The 14,516-nt window shown below is 55.7% G+C and carries 13 protein-coding genes; 5 read left to right on the forward strand and 8 right to left on the reverse strand.

The genetic code is table 11. The features are described from left to right. Nucleotides 1-31 precede the first annotated feature (31 nt). Complete coding sequence (locus tag CQ011_RS08810; protein WP_105676880.1) at nt 32-1,381, reverse strand: MFS transporter; 1,350 nt, start codon at nt 1,379-1,381, stop codon at nt 32-34. Next, complete coding sequence (locus CQ011_RS08815; protein WP_105676884.1) at nt 1,378-2,424, reverse strand: MBL fold metallo-hydrolase; 1,047 nt, start codon at nt 2,422-2,424, stop codon at nt 1,378-1,380. The genes CQ011_RS08810 and CQ011_RS08815 overlap by 4 nt, the downstream gene beginning before the upstream one ends. A gap of 205 nt (nt 2,425-2,629) precedes the next feature. On the opposite strand from CQ011_RS08815, the gene CQ011_RS08820 reads away from it, so the two are divergent. The 3 genes from CQ011_RS08820 to CQ011_RS08830 all read left to right on the forward strand — a co-directional run bounded on the left by CQ011_RS08820 (nt 2,630) and on the right by CQ011_RS08830 (nt 3,893). Continuing rightward, nucleotides 2,630-3,013: a YidH family protein gene (locus CQ011_RS08820; RefSeq protein WP_105676890.1), complete on the forward strand. Its 384-nt coding sequence runs from the start codon at nt 2,630-2,632 to the stop codon at nt 3,011-3,013. Then, entirely contained in the window at nt 3,010-3,339 is a 330-nt protein-coding gene (locus CQ011_RS08825; protein WP_105676895.1) for a DUF202 domain-containing protein, read from the forward strand. The genes CQ011_RS08820 and CQ011_RS08825 overlap by 4 nt, the downstream gene beginning before the upstream one ends. 137 nt (nt 3,340-3,476) lie before the next feature. Continuing rightward, nucleotides 3,477-3,893, forward strand: a complete 417-nt coding sequence (locus tag CQ011_RS08830; RefSeq protein ID WP_105676900.1) for a DUF6069 family protein — start codon at nt 3,477-3,479, stop codon at nt 3,891-3,893. A gap of 93 nt (nt 3,894-3,986) precedes the next feature. On the opposite strand, the gene CQ011_RS08835 is transcribed toward CQ011_RS08830, so the two are convergent. After that, nucleotides 3,987-5,963 (reverse strand): ABC1 kinase family protein, encoded by a 1,977-nt coding sequence (locus tag CQ011_RS08835; protein ID WP_105676906.1) that lies wholly within the window; start codon nt 5,961-5,963, stop codon nt 3,987-3,989. A gap of 245 nt (nt 5,964-6,208) precedes the next feature. Between CQ011_RS08835 and CQ011_RS08840 the strand changes: the two genes are divergently transcribed. Next, the gene (locus CQ011_RS08840) at nt 6,209-7,399 is read left to right on the forward strand and encodes an MFS transporter (RefSeq protein WP_146112592.1); all 1,191 of its coding nucleotides are present in this window, start codon (nt 6,209-6,211) and stop codon (nt 7,397-7,399) included. Here CQ011_RS08840 and CQ011_RS08845 read toward each other — a convergent pair. The 5 genes from CQ011_RS08845 to CQ011_RS08865 are packed head-to-tail and all read right to left on the reverse strand — an operon-like array spanning nt 7,350 to nt 13,097. Beyond that, nucleotides 7,350-8,234: an HpcH/HpaI aldolase/citrate lyase family protein gene (locus CQ011_RS08845; protein WP_105676914.1), complete on the reverse strand. Its 885-nt coding sequence runs from the start codon at nt 8,232-8,234 to the stop codon at nt 7,350-7,352. The two genes, CQ011_RS08840 and CQ011_RS08845, sit on opposite strands and share 50 nt — an antisense overlap. After that, nucleotides 8,227-8,751, reverse strand: coding sequence for a MaoC family dehydratase (locus CQ011_RS08850; RefSeq protein ID WP_105676917.1), 525 nt, complete (start codon nt 8,749-8,751; stop codon nt 8,227-8,229). The genes CQ011_RS08845 and CQ011_RS08850 overlap by 8 nt, the downstream gene beginning before the upstream one ends. After that, nucleotides 8,748-10,808 (reverse strand): ATP-binding protein, encoded by a 2,061-nt coding sequence (locus CQ011_RS08855; RefSeq protein WP_105676920.1) that lies wholly within the window; start codon nt 10,806-10,808, stop codon nt 8,748-8,750. The genes CQ011_RS08850 and CQ011_RS08855 overlap by 4 nt, the downstream gene beginning before the upstream one ends. 15 nt (nt 10,809-10,823) lie before the next feature. Next, a complete protein-coding gene (locus CQ011_RS08860; RefSeq protein ID WP_105676923.1) occupies nt 10,824-12,434 on the reverse strand; it encodes a carboxyl transferase domain-containing protein in 1,611 nt (536 codons plus the stop codon). 9 nt (nt 12,435-12,443) lie between these two features. After that, nucleotides 12,444-13,097: a TetR/AcrR family transcriptional regulator gene (locus tag CQ011_RS08865; protein ID WP_105676927.1), complete on the reverse strand. Its 654-nt coding sequence runs from the start codon at nt 13,095-13,097 to the stop codon at nt 12,444-12,446. 189 nt (nt 13,098-13,286) lie between these two features. On the opposite strand from CQ011_RS08865, the gene CQ011_RS08870 reads away from it, so the two are divergent. After that, the gene (locus tag CQ011_RS08870) at nt 13,287-14,495 is read left to right on the forward strand and encodes an MFS transporter (protein ID WP_105676929.1); all 1,209 of its coding nucleotides are present in this window, start codon (nt 13,287-13,289) and stop codon (nt 14,493-14,495) included. The last annotated feature ends 21 nt before the right edge of the window (nt 14,496-14,516 follow it).

The raw sequence follows: 14,516 nt of genomic DNA on the forward strand, positions 1-14,516 counted from the left end.
CCAACCCTGAGTTCTACTTCCCGACTTCGTATTACGAGATCTCTTCAGCCTCGAGGTCTGCCTCGCGACCTTCCTTGATTCCTCGCATGGCTAGCCCGGCAACAATAAATGTTGCGGCCCATACCCCGCCTGCGATCCAAAGAGTTCCGCCGCCAAGCAGTACCAGTCCCGCGACGATCATCGGTGTGAATCCGGCACCCACGGTGGAGGAGAGCTGGTACACCAGCGATGCACCGGTATAACGGATACGGGTGGGGAATAGCTCTGCAGTAAAGGCACCAAATGGCCCAAAGATTGTGGCTTGAACAATGCCATTAGCGATGAACAGTGCGATAGCGAAGAGCCATAGTTCCCCCATCTGCAACATCCACATAATTGGCAGCGCCATAATTGCTCCGGCAGCGATACCGACCATCATCACCGGTCGACGTCCCAGCTTGTCGGAGTAGCGGGCTGCAAACCAGATGCCTACTACGGTCAGTGCCGCGCCGATTGCTTTGATGTTCAGTACCGCGGTGCGGTCCATGCCCACTTCTTCGACTACATATGAAATAGCCCAGACGGTCATCAGTCCCTGAACGGTGTACGAGCTCATACCAACTAGCGTTCCGCGAATGACCGAACGTGGATATTTGGTGATGACTTCCATGAACGGAGTCTTGCGCTCTTCTGCCTTGTCTTCCAAAGCCAAGAAAAGTGGGGATTCGGCGACCTTGAGACGAATAATAAGACCGATACCAACCAGCGCAATACTGATCAGGAACGGGATGCGCCAACCCCAGGAGAGGAACTGCTCGTCAGGCATGAGCGTGACAGCCGATACGGCCAGGGTTGCCAACACCGCGCCAGCCGGGCCGCCCATATTGGCGAAGCTTGCGGCAAAACCGCGGCGTTCCTTGGGTGCGTGTTCCAACGCCATCAACATGGCTCCACCCCACTCGCCGCCGACGGCCAAACCCTGAATGATGCGCAGTGCGATGAGAGCGATGGGTGCAATCATGCCCACTTGAGCGGTTGGTGGCAGCAAGCCGATCAGGGTCGAAGCACCGCCCATCATTGCCATCGAAGTAATCAGTACACCCTTGCGACCAATCTTGTCGCCGAAGTGGCCAAAGACGATTCCACCCAGTGGGCGAGCGAGGTAGCCCACCGCTAGCGTGGCGAAGGAAGCGAAAAGCGCTACGGGCGGAGTCAACCCGACGAAGAACACCTTGTTGAAAACCAAGGACGCGGCGGTGGCGTAGAGGATAAAGTCGTAGAACTCGATTGCGCTGCCGATGAAGCTTGAGGCAAGAATGCGACGCATCTGTGGGGAGTTCAGGGATGGAACCTTCAAATCCTCACCTGCTACATTTTGCTGGGTGTTGATGGTGTTGCTCATCGGGCTGCCGCCATTTCACTAAAGGTCCGACTGAATGAAATCGTGTCGAGATCGTTGGGAACCAAATAATTTCCGGAGAACTTTGTCGCATGTCCAAGCCATACCGATAGTGGGGTTGTGCCCGGTACAAGGTGGTGCAAGGCGAGGGTGCGTGCCCCAGCTTGCTCGGCGAGATCAATGGCCTGTTCGGCGGAGGTGTGTGCACGCCGGTGATGGTCCATAGAGGCCTGTGCCTCCAAGGTACCAATGGATCCGTAAGCACGTTGCACCCAGTCGAAATCGATAGCTTCATGCAGTAACAAATCGGTGTCCTTGGCGAGCGTGACCAGGTTCTGGCACGGAGAGGTATCACCAGAAATCGTGACGGAGCCTTCGGCAGTATCGAAGCGGAAGGCAAAGGCCGGCGCGATCGGTGGATGCTTGACCAGCGTCGCAGTGACCGTGACCAGCTCATCGGTGTAGATGACAAAGGGGGCGAACTGCTCAGGGGTCGGATTATCGTTGGGGTGATAACCGGTATTTTCAGGAATCTGAATGTCCTGAGCGCTGAAGTGATCCAGTGGCGAAGGGCGCAACGCATTAATGACTCGATCATTAATGTCTGTGGCGTAGGCCTGCATTAGATGATCAAACATTGACGCGGTGCCGGGCGTGGGATTCTGTGGGTACAAGGCCTTCGGCGGCACGGTAGCTCGCGGTGAGACCGGCGGAAGAGCGCCGCGCTCGCCGGGGCCAAGGATGACTATCGGCTCTTTATCGGCTGGCAGGGTGAACAACCCGAAAATGGCCAGCGAGGCGAGGTCAATGGTGTGATCCGAATGCAGGTGGGTGAGGAAGATGCCACGCAGGTTGGCTGGACTGAACCCTGCCTTCATGAGCTGGTTGCCTACCCCGGTCCCGGCATCTACGAGATAAACACTGTCGCCGACTACCACTGCCGTGGCAATGCCTGCACGCTTCCCTGCGTTCTCTCCGGTCCACCAACGTGGCCCGCCGGCTGTGCCGAGCGTGACGACGTGGGGATTCAAATTTGTGGAGGTCATGGTCTGCGACCTTTCGTTGTTCTAGTACCTCCCTCTATTGTTATGCGCTGCATCACATTCGTAAAACTGTTTTTATCTACCAACTACCTCGGTTTTTCTTATGAATAGGGCGGTATGCTTCAAAGCGACGCTAATCTGCGCAAAGTCGAAGAATCAGCGGCGCCCATGGTGTACTAAGAGCGGAATCCACACCCAAAGGAGGGGCATGTCAGAGCACGAGCGAAGCCGACTATCGCGTTGGGTCCTGCCTAAGGGACAGGAGCCAGACCCACGATTTACGCTGGCTAATGAGCGCACCTTCCTTGCCTGGATTCGGACCTCACTGGCATTTCTTGCAGGCGGTACTGCCTTAGAAGCCTTTGCTGCAGAAGCGTTTCCCTCGCCGGTGCGTACCTGGCTTGCGGTTCTCATTATTGGTGTGGGAATGCTTATTGCCGCCGGAGCCGCGGTGCGCTGGGTTCGTGTGGAGCGCAGTATGCGTACGGGTAAGCCACTGCCAATTCCGGCGATTGTGCCACTGCTGGGCTTCGGTGCAGTGGTCGCTTCCCTAGCCGCGGTGGCGATGATTATTAGTTCTCGAATCTCATGAGCGAACTGATAGCGATCACCGATCCGGGGTTGCAGCCGGAACGCACGGTGTTTGCTTGGACCCGGACACTGGTCTCATTTCTTGTAGTGAGTGCCGTGTTTTTACGCTGGCTTCCGCACTATGGCTACGGGATTATCTTGATGATCAGCGTCTCGGGCGTCATGGCATTTGGGATCTTTGCCTCGCAACGTGCCCGGTACCGGCGCATGGCGCTAGGAATTAAGAATGAGCGTATTAACGCGGACATCGTGGCGATACTAATGACCACCCTGGCCTTGTTTCTTTTGGGTGCATGTGGGCTGTTCTTAGTGCTTAGTCGACACTGACCACTGTCTTAACGGTTAAAGGTTCTGCCTCGCGGAAAGTGTTAGCGATTTCACTGGCCGCAGAGGGTACGGTGAGTAATCTCGAGTTTTAGACTTAGTTGAAATAATCCAACTAATTTCGAGGGGACTCCTAGCGGATGAATCCAGATTCTCAGCCCAAAAGCCCGTTTAACTTCATCCAGGTTTTGATTGCCGCAGTAGGCACCGCATACCTGAACGTGATTGCCTTTTTCATCGGAAGCTCCGCAGGAGCGGACATGGTGATTGATGAGATCACCGGCGAACACGTGGGCTTTCAGCAGGTACTGGCCTTCACCATGATTCCCATCATTTTCTTCGGACTCATCGTATTCCTCCTTGGCCGTGGCAGGCCAGGAATTTGCAAGGTGGCACAGTGGATCGGTGTAGCTATCGCCATTCTTTCGATCGTGTTCCCCGTCTTGGTTGCCGGGAACATTGCCGCAGTGATCACGCTAAGCGTCATCCACTTGATCACCGCTGCCGGCTGGTTCTTTGCCGTGCACTACGGCAACAAGGCCCTGCACACCAAGTAACCACATTGCTCTGTAGAAAGAGTCTTAGTTAAACGTCTTGGCCGCCAGAACTGGCGGCCAAGACGTTTAACTGATGCTTAGAGGATCTGCGAGTTAGTCGCCTTTTCTTCTCCGGAATAAATCAAAGACCACGCGCAGGATAAATACCGAGGCCACCGCCACCAGGGTGTACCCAAAGAGCTGAAACAAGCTCATAGATGAGGTCACCATCGGGCCGCCACCGTTGACCAGCAGGATTGTGGCCATAATGCCGGTCACTCCGGCAAGGAATGTGAGGATCCCTTCGTGGACCAGGGACACGAGTAACTTACGGTCCTGCGGATGCGCCAAAAGTCGCATATTGATACTGAGCCGGCCAGACTCCAAATCTCCGGTGAGTGTATCGATTCTTCGTGGCAGTCGGCGCAGCATTGGCAGCAAGGTGAGTACCTCATTGTTCAACGCCTCGGTGATTGATGAGGGGCGCAGACTCGAACGTAGCCGAGTTTCTCCATATTCTTTCGCCTCGGTGAGCAAATCGAAGCCGGGAGCCAGCAAACGTAGGGTGCCCTCTAGCACCGCGACCGCGCGGAAAGCCAAGGTGAGTTCCGCAGGCACTGCCAGCCGATGCTTAGCTAATAAGCCGACCATCAACGTGAAAACTTCGGCCTTCAGTTCGGCGCCAGGACCCATATGTCGAGACATGAAATGGCTCAACTCGCGTCGTAGCGACAACTCATCAAAGTCTTCTGGGATCGGAACCATACTGAGTAAGGCATCTGCGATGGCGCGAGAATCACCGCGATAAAAAGCCAAGAGCACTTCGGAGATCAGTTCGCGTAGTTCGGCATCAAGGCGTCCTACGGATCCAAAATCTAGAAGCGTGGCACTGCCGTCTGGACGCAGCACGATATTTCCTGGATGTAGGTCTGCATGGAATACCCCATCATCCATGATCTGGTGCATGAGAGACCTGAATAATGCGCTGGCTTGCGCCTTACGTACGGTATCTGAGTAGCGTTCCAAGGTTCCTGGTTCGCTGAGCGTATGTCCTGCAATCATTTCCATGACCAGAACCCTTTTGGTGCTCAAACGCGGATAATGCTCTGGAATACCAACACGTTCGGTCTCCGGGTATTGCAGGGAAGTGGTGCGCAACGCTTGGATATTCATTGCTTCGAGCTCATAATCCAACTCGTCACGCAATGACTGGGCAAACCCCACAGCAACCTTATAAAGGCCCAAAGACCTGCCCCACTCGGTGGAGTGCTCCAGCGTCTGTGCCATCCGTAACGCGATGTCTAAATCACGTTCGACTAGGGGCTGAACCCCGGGGCGCTGCACCTTAACCGCAACTACCTCGCCACCATGCAGACGTGCGATGTGCACTTGGCCAATTGACGCGGCAGCCAGAGGCTCTGGATCAAAGTGCGCAAAGGCTTCTTCGAGCTCCATCCCTAGCTCTGCGGTTATGACCTCGCGGATGTTTTCCCACGGTTCGGGAGCCACGTTATGCTGCAGCTTCGAGAGCTCGTCTATGTATTCGGCTGGAAATAGCTCTGGCCGGGTCGAGAGCACCTGCCCGAATTTTACGAACGTCACCCCAGATTCTTGGAGAGCCATTCGCAAGGACCGGCCAGCGGTGGTTCGCTCCACGGCAGCCTGCGCAGTATTTGCCAGGTTCGGTCGGCGTGCGGGAAGGAGCCCATGTGACAAAGCTATTCGAGTCACTTCGCTATAGCGTCGGGTGCGGGCTAAGCGATTTTTCGTTGATGTAACCCATTTATCGGGACGCACAATCGTTCCGGTGGGAATCACTAATTCAGCAAGCATGAGGAAAAGCGAAGCGACGAGCAAGACGATACCAATTTGGACCGGAATCAGCTGCCACGAAGCGTTGGGATCTTGCCAGATAAAGCGGGACTCGAAAGCGACTTCAGCTCCGAGGCCAAGCACACCAGCGAAGATGATTCGACCTAATCCCACGGTGACACCAAGTAGTCTGCGGACAAACATTGCCAGCACCACGATAAAAATGACAGCGACGAGTGAGGCAAGCAATACCCGACCTGCAATCTCGGCAAATTCCATGCGGACTAACTCCTGAGGCTTCTTTGCTAACTACCCTTCTTGTCCAAACTCTAATTGATCAGAAGCGTCAGTTCGCCGTGACAGTGGATCTGTCCGGGGTGCGGTCTATTTTTCTTGATATTCAAGCACTCAGAGGGCGTCTAGCTGACTCGGACCAGACATTCCGATATATGAAAGTTCGAAAATCAAAACAGTGGTCGTCAAGGTAGGGTTTTTGAGGGTACTGCAGCAAACAAGGAGGGAACTTGTACACAAGGGTATTTTTCGCGTTGATGTTATCCAACGCAAGCCTGCGCATCGCAACGATGATGCTGGTAACCCTTGTACCTCTTTATGCTTTCGATCTAGGGCTTTCTCCGGTTCAAGTTGGGCTGACCTCCACCCTCTATTTTGCGACCGCGGCACTGACCAGACCCATTTCTGGCTGGCTGGTCGACTCACGGGGCCGTTGGGTCATTATGTTGCTCGGTGTGGCACTATTTACCGCAGCGACGGGGCTCTACCTGCTTTCGTTGCCGGTATGGCTTTTCCTTGCTTTACGCGCGGTGCAAGGTGCTGGGTTCAGTCTGAACGGTACTGCGGTCTCAACCTTGGCCACCGACATCATTCCGGAAAAGAAACTAGCTGAGGGACTAGGCATTCTCAGCCTTGAACAGACGGTGGTGACAATCTTTGCGCCGTGGCTAGCGCTAACGCTACGAATCCACGCCGGATATGAGGTGGCTTTTGCGGTGGCGGTGGGTTGCTGCGTTCTAAACTTCCTTGTGCGCATGGCTTTGGCTAAGGAAGCAAAAGCCATTGACGCGCGGCGCCGAGCGAAAGCCGCAACGATTCCTGGCCGGAATCGATCTGGTTTTCACCTGAAAAATTTGGTGGAAAAAGACTCGTGGCGTCCGGCCACCGTGATGCTGTGCTTTATGTTTGGGACGACCAGCGTGAATACCTTCTTGGCGGCCTATGCCCTGAGTCAGGGGATGGAGAATATTGGCCTGTTCTTCGTGATGAGCGGACTTATGCTGGCAGTGTCTAGGCTTCTGATCGGAACCATGCGCAAGGTGCTTTCGCTGACGGGCATCGTAGTGGGCGGAGTCGTACTGAACGTCGGTGCGATGCTCTGCATTTATTTTGCGGACAGCCTCACACTGCTGCTGATGGCAGGTGCCTTGTTTGGGTTCAGTACCGGTGTGGTGAGCCCGTCAATGAATTCAATTTCTGTGCTCAGTGCTCGCCCCGAAGCACGGGGAAGAGCAAGTGCAACCTACTTTTTCGCACTCGACGTCAGTACCGCGCTCGGTGCGTGGATCTTGGGAACTATCGCAGCGCTGTGGACTTTGCGGGAAGCATTCCTCACCTCAGCGGTGGTCGTGGCCTTGTCACTCTTGCTCATCATGTGGTTGTACCGCGCTGGCCGGATGCCTCGCAAAAATTCTGCCTAAGGGCTTTCGTAGAGACACCCGGGCTGCCCGCTACCGAGGTTTGTACCGTAGCCCGGGCCTGCCGCAGCAATGGCTCGTCAACCATCTGACCCTCGAATGAGAAAACACCAAGGTTTTTGTCTGCCGCAGCGAGAATCCGTTTGGCCCGCTCGATTTCCTTTTCGGTAGGTAGAAAGGCTTCCCGGATGACTGGCATTTGAGTGGGGTGAATTGAGGCCTTGGCGCTAAAACCTGAGGCTTTCGCGTCACGGGATTCTTCCAATAACCCTGCGGTGTCAGGGATGTCAAGATACACCGAGTCGATGGCTGCTTTGCCGGCCGCAACCGAATGCAAGAGCGTCTGGGATCTGGCGAAGCTTGCCACCTCGCGGTACTTTCCTTCGGAGGTGCGCGAAGAGGTTCCGCCCAGCGATGCGATCAGATCTTCGGCGCCCCACATCAGCGCGATGACGTTTGATGCCGCAGCAATCTCGGCAATGTTGGTGATCCCCTTGGCTGTTTCGCAAAGGGCAAGCACTTGATAACCGGAAAGCTGTGCTGGATCCGCGGCTGACTCACATTTAGGGAGCATCACCGTGCGGTACCTTGTTTGTTGCAACGCGGCCATATCTGCAACAAAAAACTCGGAATCAACGGGATTGACTCGTACGATGGTGCGTTCGGGATCCAACGTGCTGGATAACAACGCGGTTCGCGCCATTTCCTTGTTCTCGGCAGCCACCGCATCTTCTAAGTCGATAATGACAGCATCGGATCTATCGGCAGCTTTTTCATAGCGTTCGGGGCGGTCCGCCGGGCAAAAGAGGATCGCAGGGCCGAAGGGGAAATTAGCCACGAGTTCCACCTTCAGTAGGTTCCAGTGAGGCTAAGTGCGCAGCCTTGCTCCACATGAGGCAGGTTCGGGTGGCGGTAGCCACGACCACTCCATTCTGGTTGCGTCCGGTATGTTTCATCGAGACGATACCCTGTCCAGGTCGGGACTTCGACTCACGCAATTGTGTAATTTCTGTTTGCGTGTAGAGCGTATCGCCATGGAACATTGGGTGCGGAAAATTGACATCATTGAGACCCAGCTGGCCGATGATGGTGCCTTCGGTAAGCTGCGGTACGGACTGTCCAATCATGGTGCTCAAGGTCAGTAAGGAATTGACCAGTGGCTTTCCGAATGGTTGGGTAGCAGTCCAAGCCGCATCCAAGTGCAGTCCCTGATTGTTCATGGTCATCGTGGTGAACTGAACGTTATCTGCTTCAGTGAGAGTGCGTCCGGGCTTATGAACATAGATGGCATCTACCTTCAGTTCGTCCAGATAAAGTCCGCGCTGTTCAATGAGTTCTGGGCCTTGGTCACTCATGCGTTCTGCTCCTGAATTATTGTTGGTTCGTGTTCAACCTCTGCTGGTTCCACGGTAGCGACCACCTGCTTGGCTTTCACCAGGTCTCCTACGGTCAGGCCGGTCATGCGTACGGTGCCATCGGCTGGCGAAAGCAACTGATGTTCCATCTTCATTGCTTCGATGCTCAGGAGCAACTGACCTGCGCTGACCAGCTCGCCGTCGCTGACCTGAACCGAGATCACGGTACCGGGCATGGGGGATTCAACGTGAGGTGAGAAAGTTCCGGACTCCTTAGCCAGGGTGGCTAACTTCGCTTCGAGAATTTCCTGACGAGTAAGCCGACGGACCGAGCCGCTCCAGCCATCTTCGTTGAGCCATAGTGTGCCGTCAGGGGCGAATGCATGGCGGGAAGAGACTCTTACACCATTGATGGACAGTCCGTTGTCGCCCAACGATTGCACAACATATTCTTCTCCGGACATATTTATGGTGCTTTGATCTGCGGTGCGTTGTACGGAAAGTTGTAGCTGCTCACCGTTCACCTCAAAGTGAAGTTGCGTGGCTAAACCGGAACCGAGACGCCATCCATCACCTTGGCCCCACGGGGAACCGGATTTTGGCCTGCGCTGGCCTTCGAGGTGAGCCGCCAATGCGAGTTCTCGCGCGCTTGGCGTGCGGAAGGTGAACTCCTGCATTTTTCGTTCGATAAGATTCGTATCTAAACGTCCGGCGGCCACATCAACGTCCGCCAGGAGTAGGCGAAGATATTCTGCGTTAGTCAGCACGCCTAACACCACCGTTTGCGATAGAGCCCGGTCTAAGCGGCCAAGCGCTGCATTGCGGTCTTCACCCCAAGCAATGATTTTGGCCAGCATTGGATCATAATGAGCGCTGACTTCAAAGCCATCGCGCAGTGAGCTGTCCACTCGCAAATGCTCACCGGTCGGCTCGATGGCCTTCAATATCGTGCCGATTGAGGGGAGGAACCCAGCCGACGGGTCTTCGGCATAAAGACGTGCTTCAATTGCATGCCCCTGCAAGGAGACCTGGTGCTGTTCGAAGTCCAATGGTTGGCCGGCAGCGATACGAACCTGCCAATCCACTAGATCTAGCTTCTGACCATCCACGCGGACTACCTGTTCGGTAACCGGGTGCTCCACCTGGAGCCGGGTGTTCATTTCCATGAAGAAGAATTCGTCAGGATTCTCATCACTGACCAAGAACTCAACGGTACCTGCCCCGACGTAATCTACCGAGGCGGCCGCGGCGACCGCGGCAGCTCCGATACGTTCGCGGATTTGTGCCCCATATTCAAGGTTTTCCAGCAGTGGTGCGGGGGCTTCCTCGATGACCTTCTGGTGGCGCCGTTGCAAGGAGCATTCGCGTTCGCCCAGATGCACGGTATGACCGAACTGATCGGCTAGAACCTGCACCTCAATATGCCGTGGGTTGCGCACCAGGCGTTCTAAGAACAGGGTGTCATCTCCAAAGGCGCTGCGCGCGGTACGCCGAGCACTAGCCAAGGCTTCGGGAAGCTGCTCTGCTGTTTCTACGGCGAACATTCCCTTGCCGCCGCCTCCTGCAGAGGGCTTGATGAGCAACGGATAGCCGACTTGTCCGGCCGCGGTCAACAGCTGTTCATCGCTCAGCCCCGGTTCGGCAATACCGGGCACCACTGGCACCTGGTGAGCGACAACGTGGTTCTTGGAACGGATCTTGTCGCCCATGAGATTAATCGATTTTACCGACGGGCCGATGAACTTGATCCCGGCATCTTCCAAGGCTCGTGCAAAGTCCACGTTTTCGGAGAGGAAGCCGTAGCCCGGGTGAACTGCTTGGGCTCCGGTGTCCTTGCATGCCTTGAGTATCGCCTCGATGCTCAGGTAGCTCTGGTTGGCTGGACCGGGTCCAATCCGTACTGCTGTATCCGCTTCGCTTACGTGCAGTGCCCCGGCATCAGCGTCCGAATACACGGCGACCGAGCGGATGCCTTGGGTTCGTAAACTATGGATGATGCGCACGGCGATTTCGCCGCGGTTGGCGACAAGCACCGTGTCAAAAAGTTTAGTGTTCATGGGTGTCTCCTCGCATTACATCCGGAATAGACCGAAGGAAGTCTCCGGTAATGGCTGGCGGGCGCATACTTCAAGGGCAAGTCCTAGTACACGGCGGGTATCGGCTGGGTCGATGACGCCGTCGTCCCAAAGTCTTGCGGTGGAGTAATAGGGGTTTCCTTGATTTTCATATTGTTCTCGGATGGGGGCCTTGAAAGATTCCTCTTCCTCAGCGCTCCAGTCGCCGCCCGCGGCCTCAATGCCGTCGCGTTTCACCGTAGAAAGCACCGAAGAGGCCTGGTTGCCACCCATGACGGAGATGCGAGCACCTGGCCACATCCATAAGAAGCGTGGGCTGTAAGCGCGTCCGCACATTGAATAGTTACCGGCACCGAAGGAACCACCGATAACCACGGTGAGCTTCGGGACGCGTGCGGTGGCTACTGCGGTGACCATCTTCGCACCGTGCTTGGCGATGCCATCTGCTTCGTAGTCACGGCCCACCATAAAACCGGCGAGGTTCTGCAAGAAGAGTAGTGGGATGCCACGCTGGTCGCATAGCTCAATGAAGTGCGCGCCCTTCATTGCCGACTCGGAGAACAGCACACCGTTATTGGCGATGATTCCTACCTGATGCCCATGGATATGTGCGAAACCGGTCACCAACGTAGTTCCGTAGTCCGCCTTGAATTCGTGGAATTCACTACCGTCAACTAACCGTGTGATGACCTCACGGACATCGTAGGGCGCGTTGACGTCTACCGGCACAATGCCGGGAAGTTCATCGGCTGAGTAGAGCGGCTCAGCAACTTGTTCGGCGATGTTCCAAGTTGGGGTCGGGTTAGCAGGGAGGGTTGAGATGATGTCGCGGATGATCATCAGTGCGTGTTCATCATTTTCTGCCAGATGATCCACCACTCCGGAAGTTTTGGCGTGGAGATCTCCGCCGCCCAGCTCCTCTGCCGTGACGATTTCACCGATAGCTGCTTTCACTAGCGGTGGACCGCCTAAGAAGATGGTTCCTTGGTTGCGAACGATAACCGTTTCATCGCTCATCGCCGGAACGTAGGCGCCACCGGCGGTGCAAGAGCCCAAGACCGCGGCGAGCTGAGGGATCTTTTTAGCTGATAGGTTCGCTTGGTTGAAGAAGATTCGCCCGAAGTGGTCGCGGTCTGGGAACACCTCATCCTGCATTGGCAAGAATGCTCCGCCTGAGTCGACGAGGTAAACGCAGGGCAGAGAATTTTCTAGTGCAATTTCTTGCGCGCGTAAATGCTTCTTGACCGTCATCGGGAAGTAGGTTCCGCCCTTGACCGTCGCGTCATTGGCAATGACCAGAACATGGCGTCCGTGAACTATGCCAATTCCGGCAATTACCCCAGCGCCGGGGCTGGCCCCGTCATACATACCCTCTGCCGCAAGCGGGGCGATTTCTAGGAAAGGGGAACCCTCATCGAGCAGCTGATTCACGCGGTCGCGTGGCAGAAGCTTGCCTCGGTCCAGATGGCGTTGGCGCGACTTTTCGGATCCCCCACGCGCGGCGGTCTCTAGCCGCTGGTGGAGCACTTCGGTCAGCGCAGCGTATTGCTTCGCATTTTGCTGGTACTTTTCCGAGGAAGTATCGAGCTGTGAGGGCAGGGTCTTCACTGGTGCTCCTTAGTTGACGGTCTGCGTGACATGCTGCGCGGTGGGCTCGCTAGGCAGCTGTTGTGCGCTCGGCAGCGGGGTGTTCGAAGGTTTGGCAGTTTCGCGGACGGCCAGAATTCTATAGGCCATGGCAACAAAGTTTTGTTGCACTTGCTCCAGCGAAAGCCTGCCGTGGGGGCGGTACCAATGGGCTACGCCGGTACCCATTTCCATGACCGCGAGTCTGGCCATGGTGAGATCCGCGGTGCTAAATTCGCCGGTCTTGTCACCGTCGGTCAGAACTTTGGTAAAAAGTGCTTCATACTCATCGCGTAGTTGTTGCATTTCTTCGCGGGACACCGGCGTTAGAGCGCGCATTTCGTATTCCGCTACCCGTGCGGTCTGTGGGTTGGTCGCGGTGAAAGCGACGTGGAAGGCGATGAGTTGGGCGAGTTGACTGGTCGGCGTTTGCGCGGTGCTCAAGGCCTCGCGTCCGCCGGTGATCATGGCTTTGAGGCACTCGCTGATAATGCGGACCAAGAGGTCGTGTTTGCTACCCACGTAGTGGTAGAGAGTCGCCGAATTGATGCCAGCTGCGGTTCCAAGTTCACGAATTCCGGTGGCTGCGAAGCCTTGTTGGGCAAAGCGTGCGACTGCCGCGCGCTGCACCTGATCAATGTCCATCGGTCAGTGCCACTTCCTCAAAACTTGCGCCTATCAATCGATTGATTGACTTCCATTACAGTCGCAAATGTGAGCTGTGTCAATGCTGCGGCTTGAATGAGCTTAGATTAGGAAATTTCTTCGGTAGACTCCCTCGGGAGAGTCAATTAGGAGTCTTTCCATAAAAATTCTGCGGAACTGAGGTGTTCGTTGAGCGTTGAACAGGTTTCGCGTACTAATCGCCAAGCACGCGCGGCGGTGGCCGCACTCTTTCTGACCAACGGAGCACTTTTCGCCAATATGGCGCCACGTCTTCCCGAGCTGAAAAACGAATTTGCGTTGGGGGAGGCCAGCTATGGCTTCTTGGTCACCGCATGGCCCATTGGTGCGCTGATTGCCGGGCTAGCCGCAGGCAGACTCATTCGACGTTTTGGCTCTGCGCTTGTAGCAGTTATGGGAACCATGGTCACCGGATTGGCCTTGCTTGGAGCCGGCAATGCACCGAGTTTGGCCCTGCTGGCGGGAGCGTTCTTACTTGGTGGGGCCATGGACGCGATTACCGACGTGGCGCAGAATTCGCACGGGCTTTTGGTGCAGCGGCGTTACGGACGTTCAATTCTCAACTCTTTTCACGCCTTCTGGTCGGTGGGCGCGGTCATTGGCGGGTTGATGGCAGCGGGAGCCATGGCGTTAAAAATCTCGTTGAGTGTGCACTTTGGAATATCATTTCTCGTCTTCGCTATGGTCGCGCTTATTGCACTGAAGTTCTGTCTCACAGATAGGGCAGAAAAAACAGGAGCCGAAGAGGTACTAGCTACACAAGAGCCGATTGGTGGGACTGAGCCCATGGCCAAACGTCGAAACCATACCGTCTGGGTGATGGCCGCTCTCGTGCTGATTTCAACGGCCGGAGTGATGGTTGAAGATGCTGGAAACTCATGGGCTACGTTGTATCTTGCCGAGTCCTTGGGAACCCCAGCAGCCTTTGCAGCGCTCGGTTACATTTCTCTGGTGGGCGCGCAATTTATTGGGCGAATCCTCGGCGATGGAATGGTTGACCGGCTCGGTCAGCGACTCGTTGCGCAAATTGGTGCGCTTTGTGTGGTGCTTGGCATGGGTCTGGCACTCGCATTCCCCACGGTCCCCGGAAGTCTGCTCGGGTTTGCTGCCGCTGGATTCGGAGTGGCCACCCTGGTTCCGGAGGCGATGGAACATGCTGACAGGCTGCCGGGATTACCGCCTGGAACTGGACTGAGCGTGGTTTCGTGGTTGATGCGAGTGGGCTTTTTAGCTTCCCCTCCGCTGGTCGGATTCATCGCCGAACATTGGGGTCTGCGAGCTGGGCTGTTGTTGGTGCCACTCGTCGGACTGATCGTTTTGGTGTGCTCGCCGGTGTTGCGCGGTAGAAGCTCACGTTAGACATTCCTGGTTTCGGGACGA

Origin of the sequence: Arthrobacter sp. MYb213 (assembly GCF_002979915.1) — a bacterium.
GTDB lineage: Bacteria > Actinomycetota > Actinomycetes > Actinomycetales > Micrococcaceae > Glutamicibacter.

Excerpts from the sequence above, each read along its gene's own strand:
- CQ011_RS08810 (WP_105676880.1), bottom strand. The coding sequence starts at position 1,381 with ATGAGCAACACCATCAACACCCAGCAAAATGTAGCAGGTGAGGATTTG.
- CQ011_RS08815 (WP_105676884.1), bottom strand. The coding sequence starts at position 2,424 with ATGACCTCCACAAATTTGAATCCCCACGTCGTCACGCTCGGCACAGCC.
- CQ011_RS08820 (WP_105676890.1), top strand. The coding sequence starts at position 2,630 with ATGTCAGAGCACGAGCGAAGCCGACTATCGCGTTGGGTCCTGCCTAAG.
- CQ011_RS08825 (WP_105676895.1), top strand. The coding sequence starts at position 3,010 with ATGAGCGAACTGATAGCGATCACCGATCCGGGGTTGCAGCCGGAACGC.
- CQ011_RS08830 (WP_105676900.1), top strand. The coding sequence starts at position 3,477 with ATGAATCCAGATTCTCAGCCCAAAAGCCCGTTTAACTTCATCCAGGTT.
- CQ011_RS08835 (WP_105676906.1), bottom strand. The coding sequence starts at position 5,963 with ATGGAATTTGCCGAGATTGCAGGTCGGGTATTGCTTGCCTCACTCGTC.
- CQ011_RS08850 (WP_105676917.1), bottom strand. The coding sequence starts at position 8,751 with ATGAGTGACCAAGGCCCAGAACTCATTGAACAGCGCGGACTTTATCTG.
- CQ011_RS08855 (WP_105676920.1), bottom strand. The coding sequence starts at position 10,808 with ATGAACACTAAACTTTTTGACACGGTGCTTGTCGCCAACCGCGGCGAA.
- CQ011_RS08865 (WP_105676927.1), bottom strand. The coding sequence starts at position 13,097 with ATGGACATTGATCAGGTGCAGCGCGCGGCAGTCGCACGCTTTGCCCAA.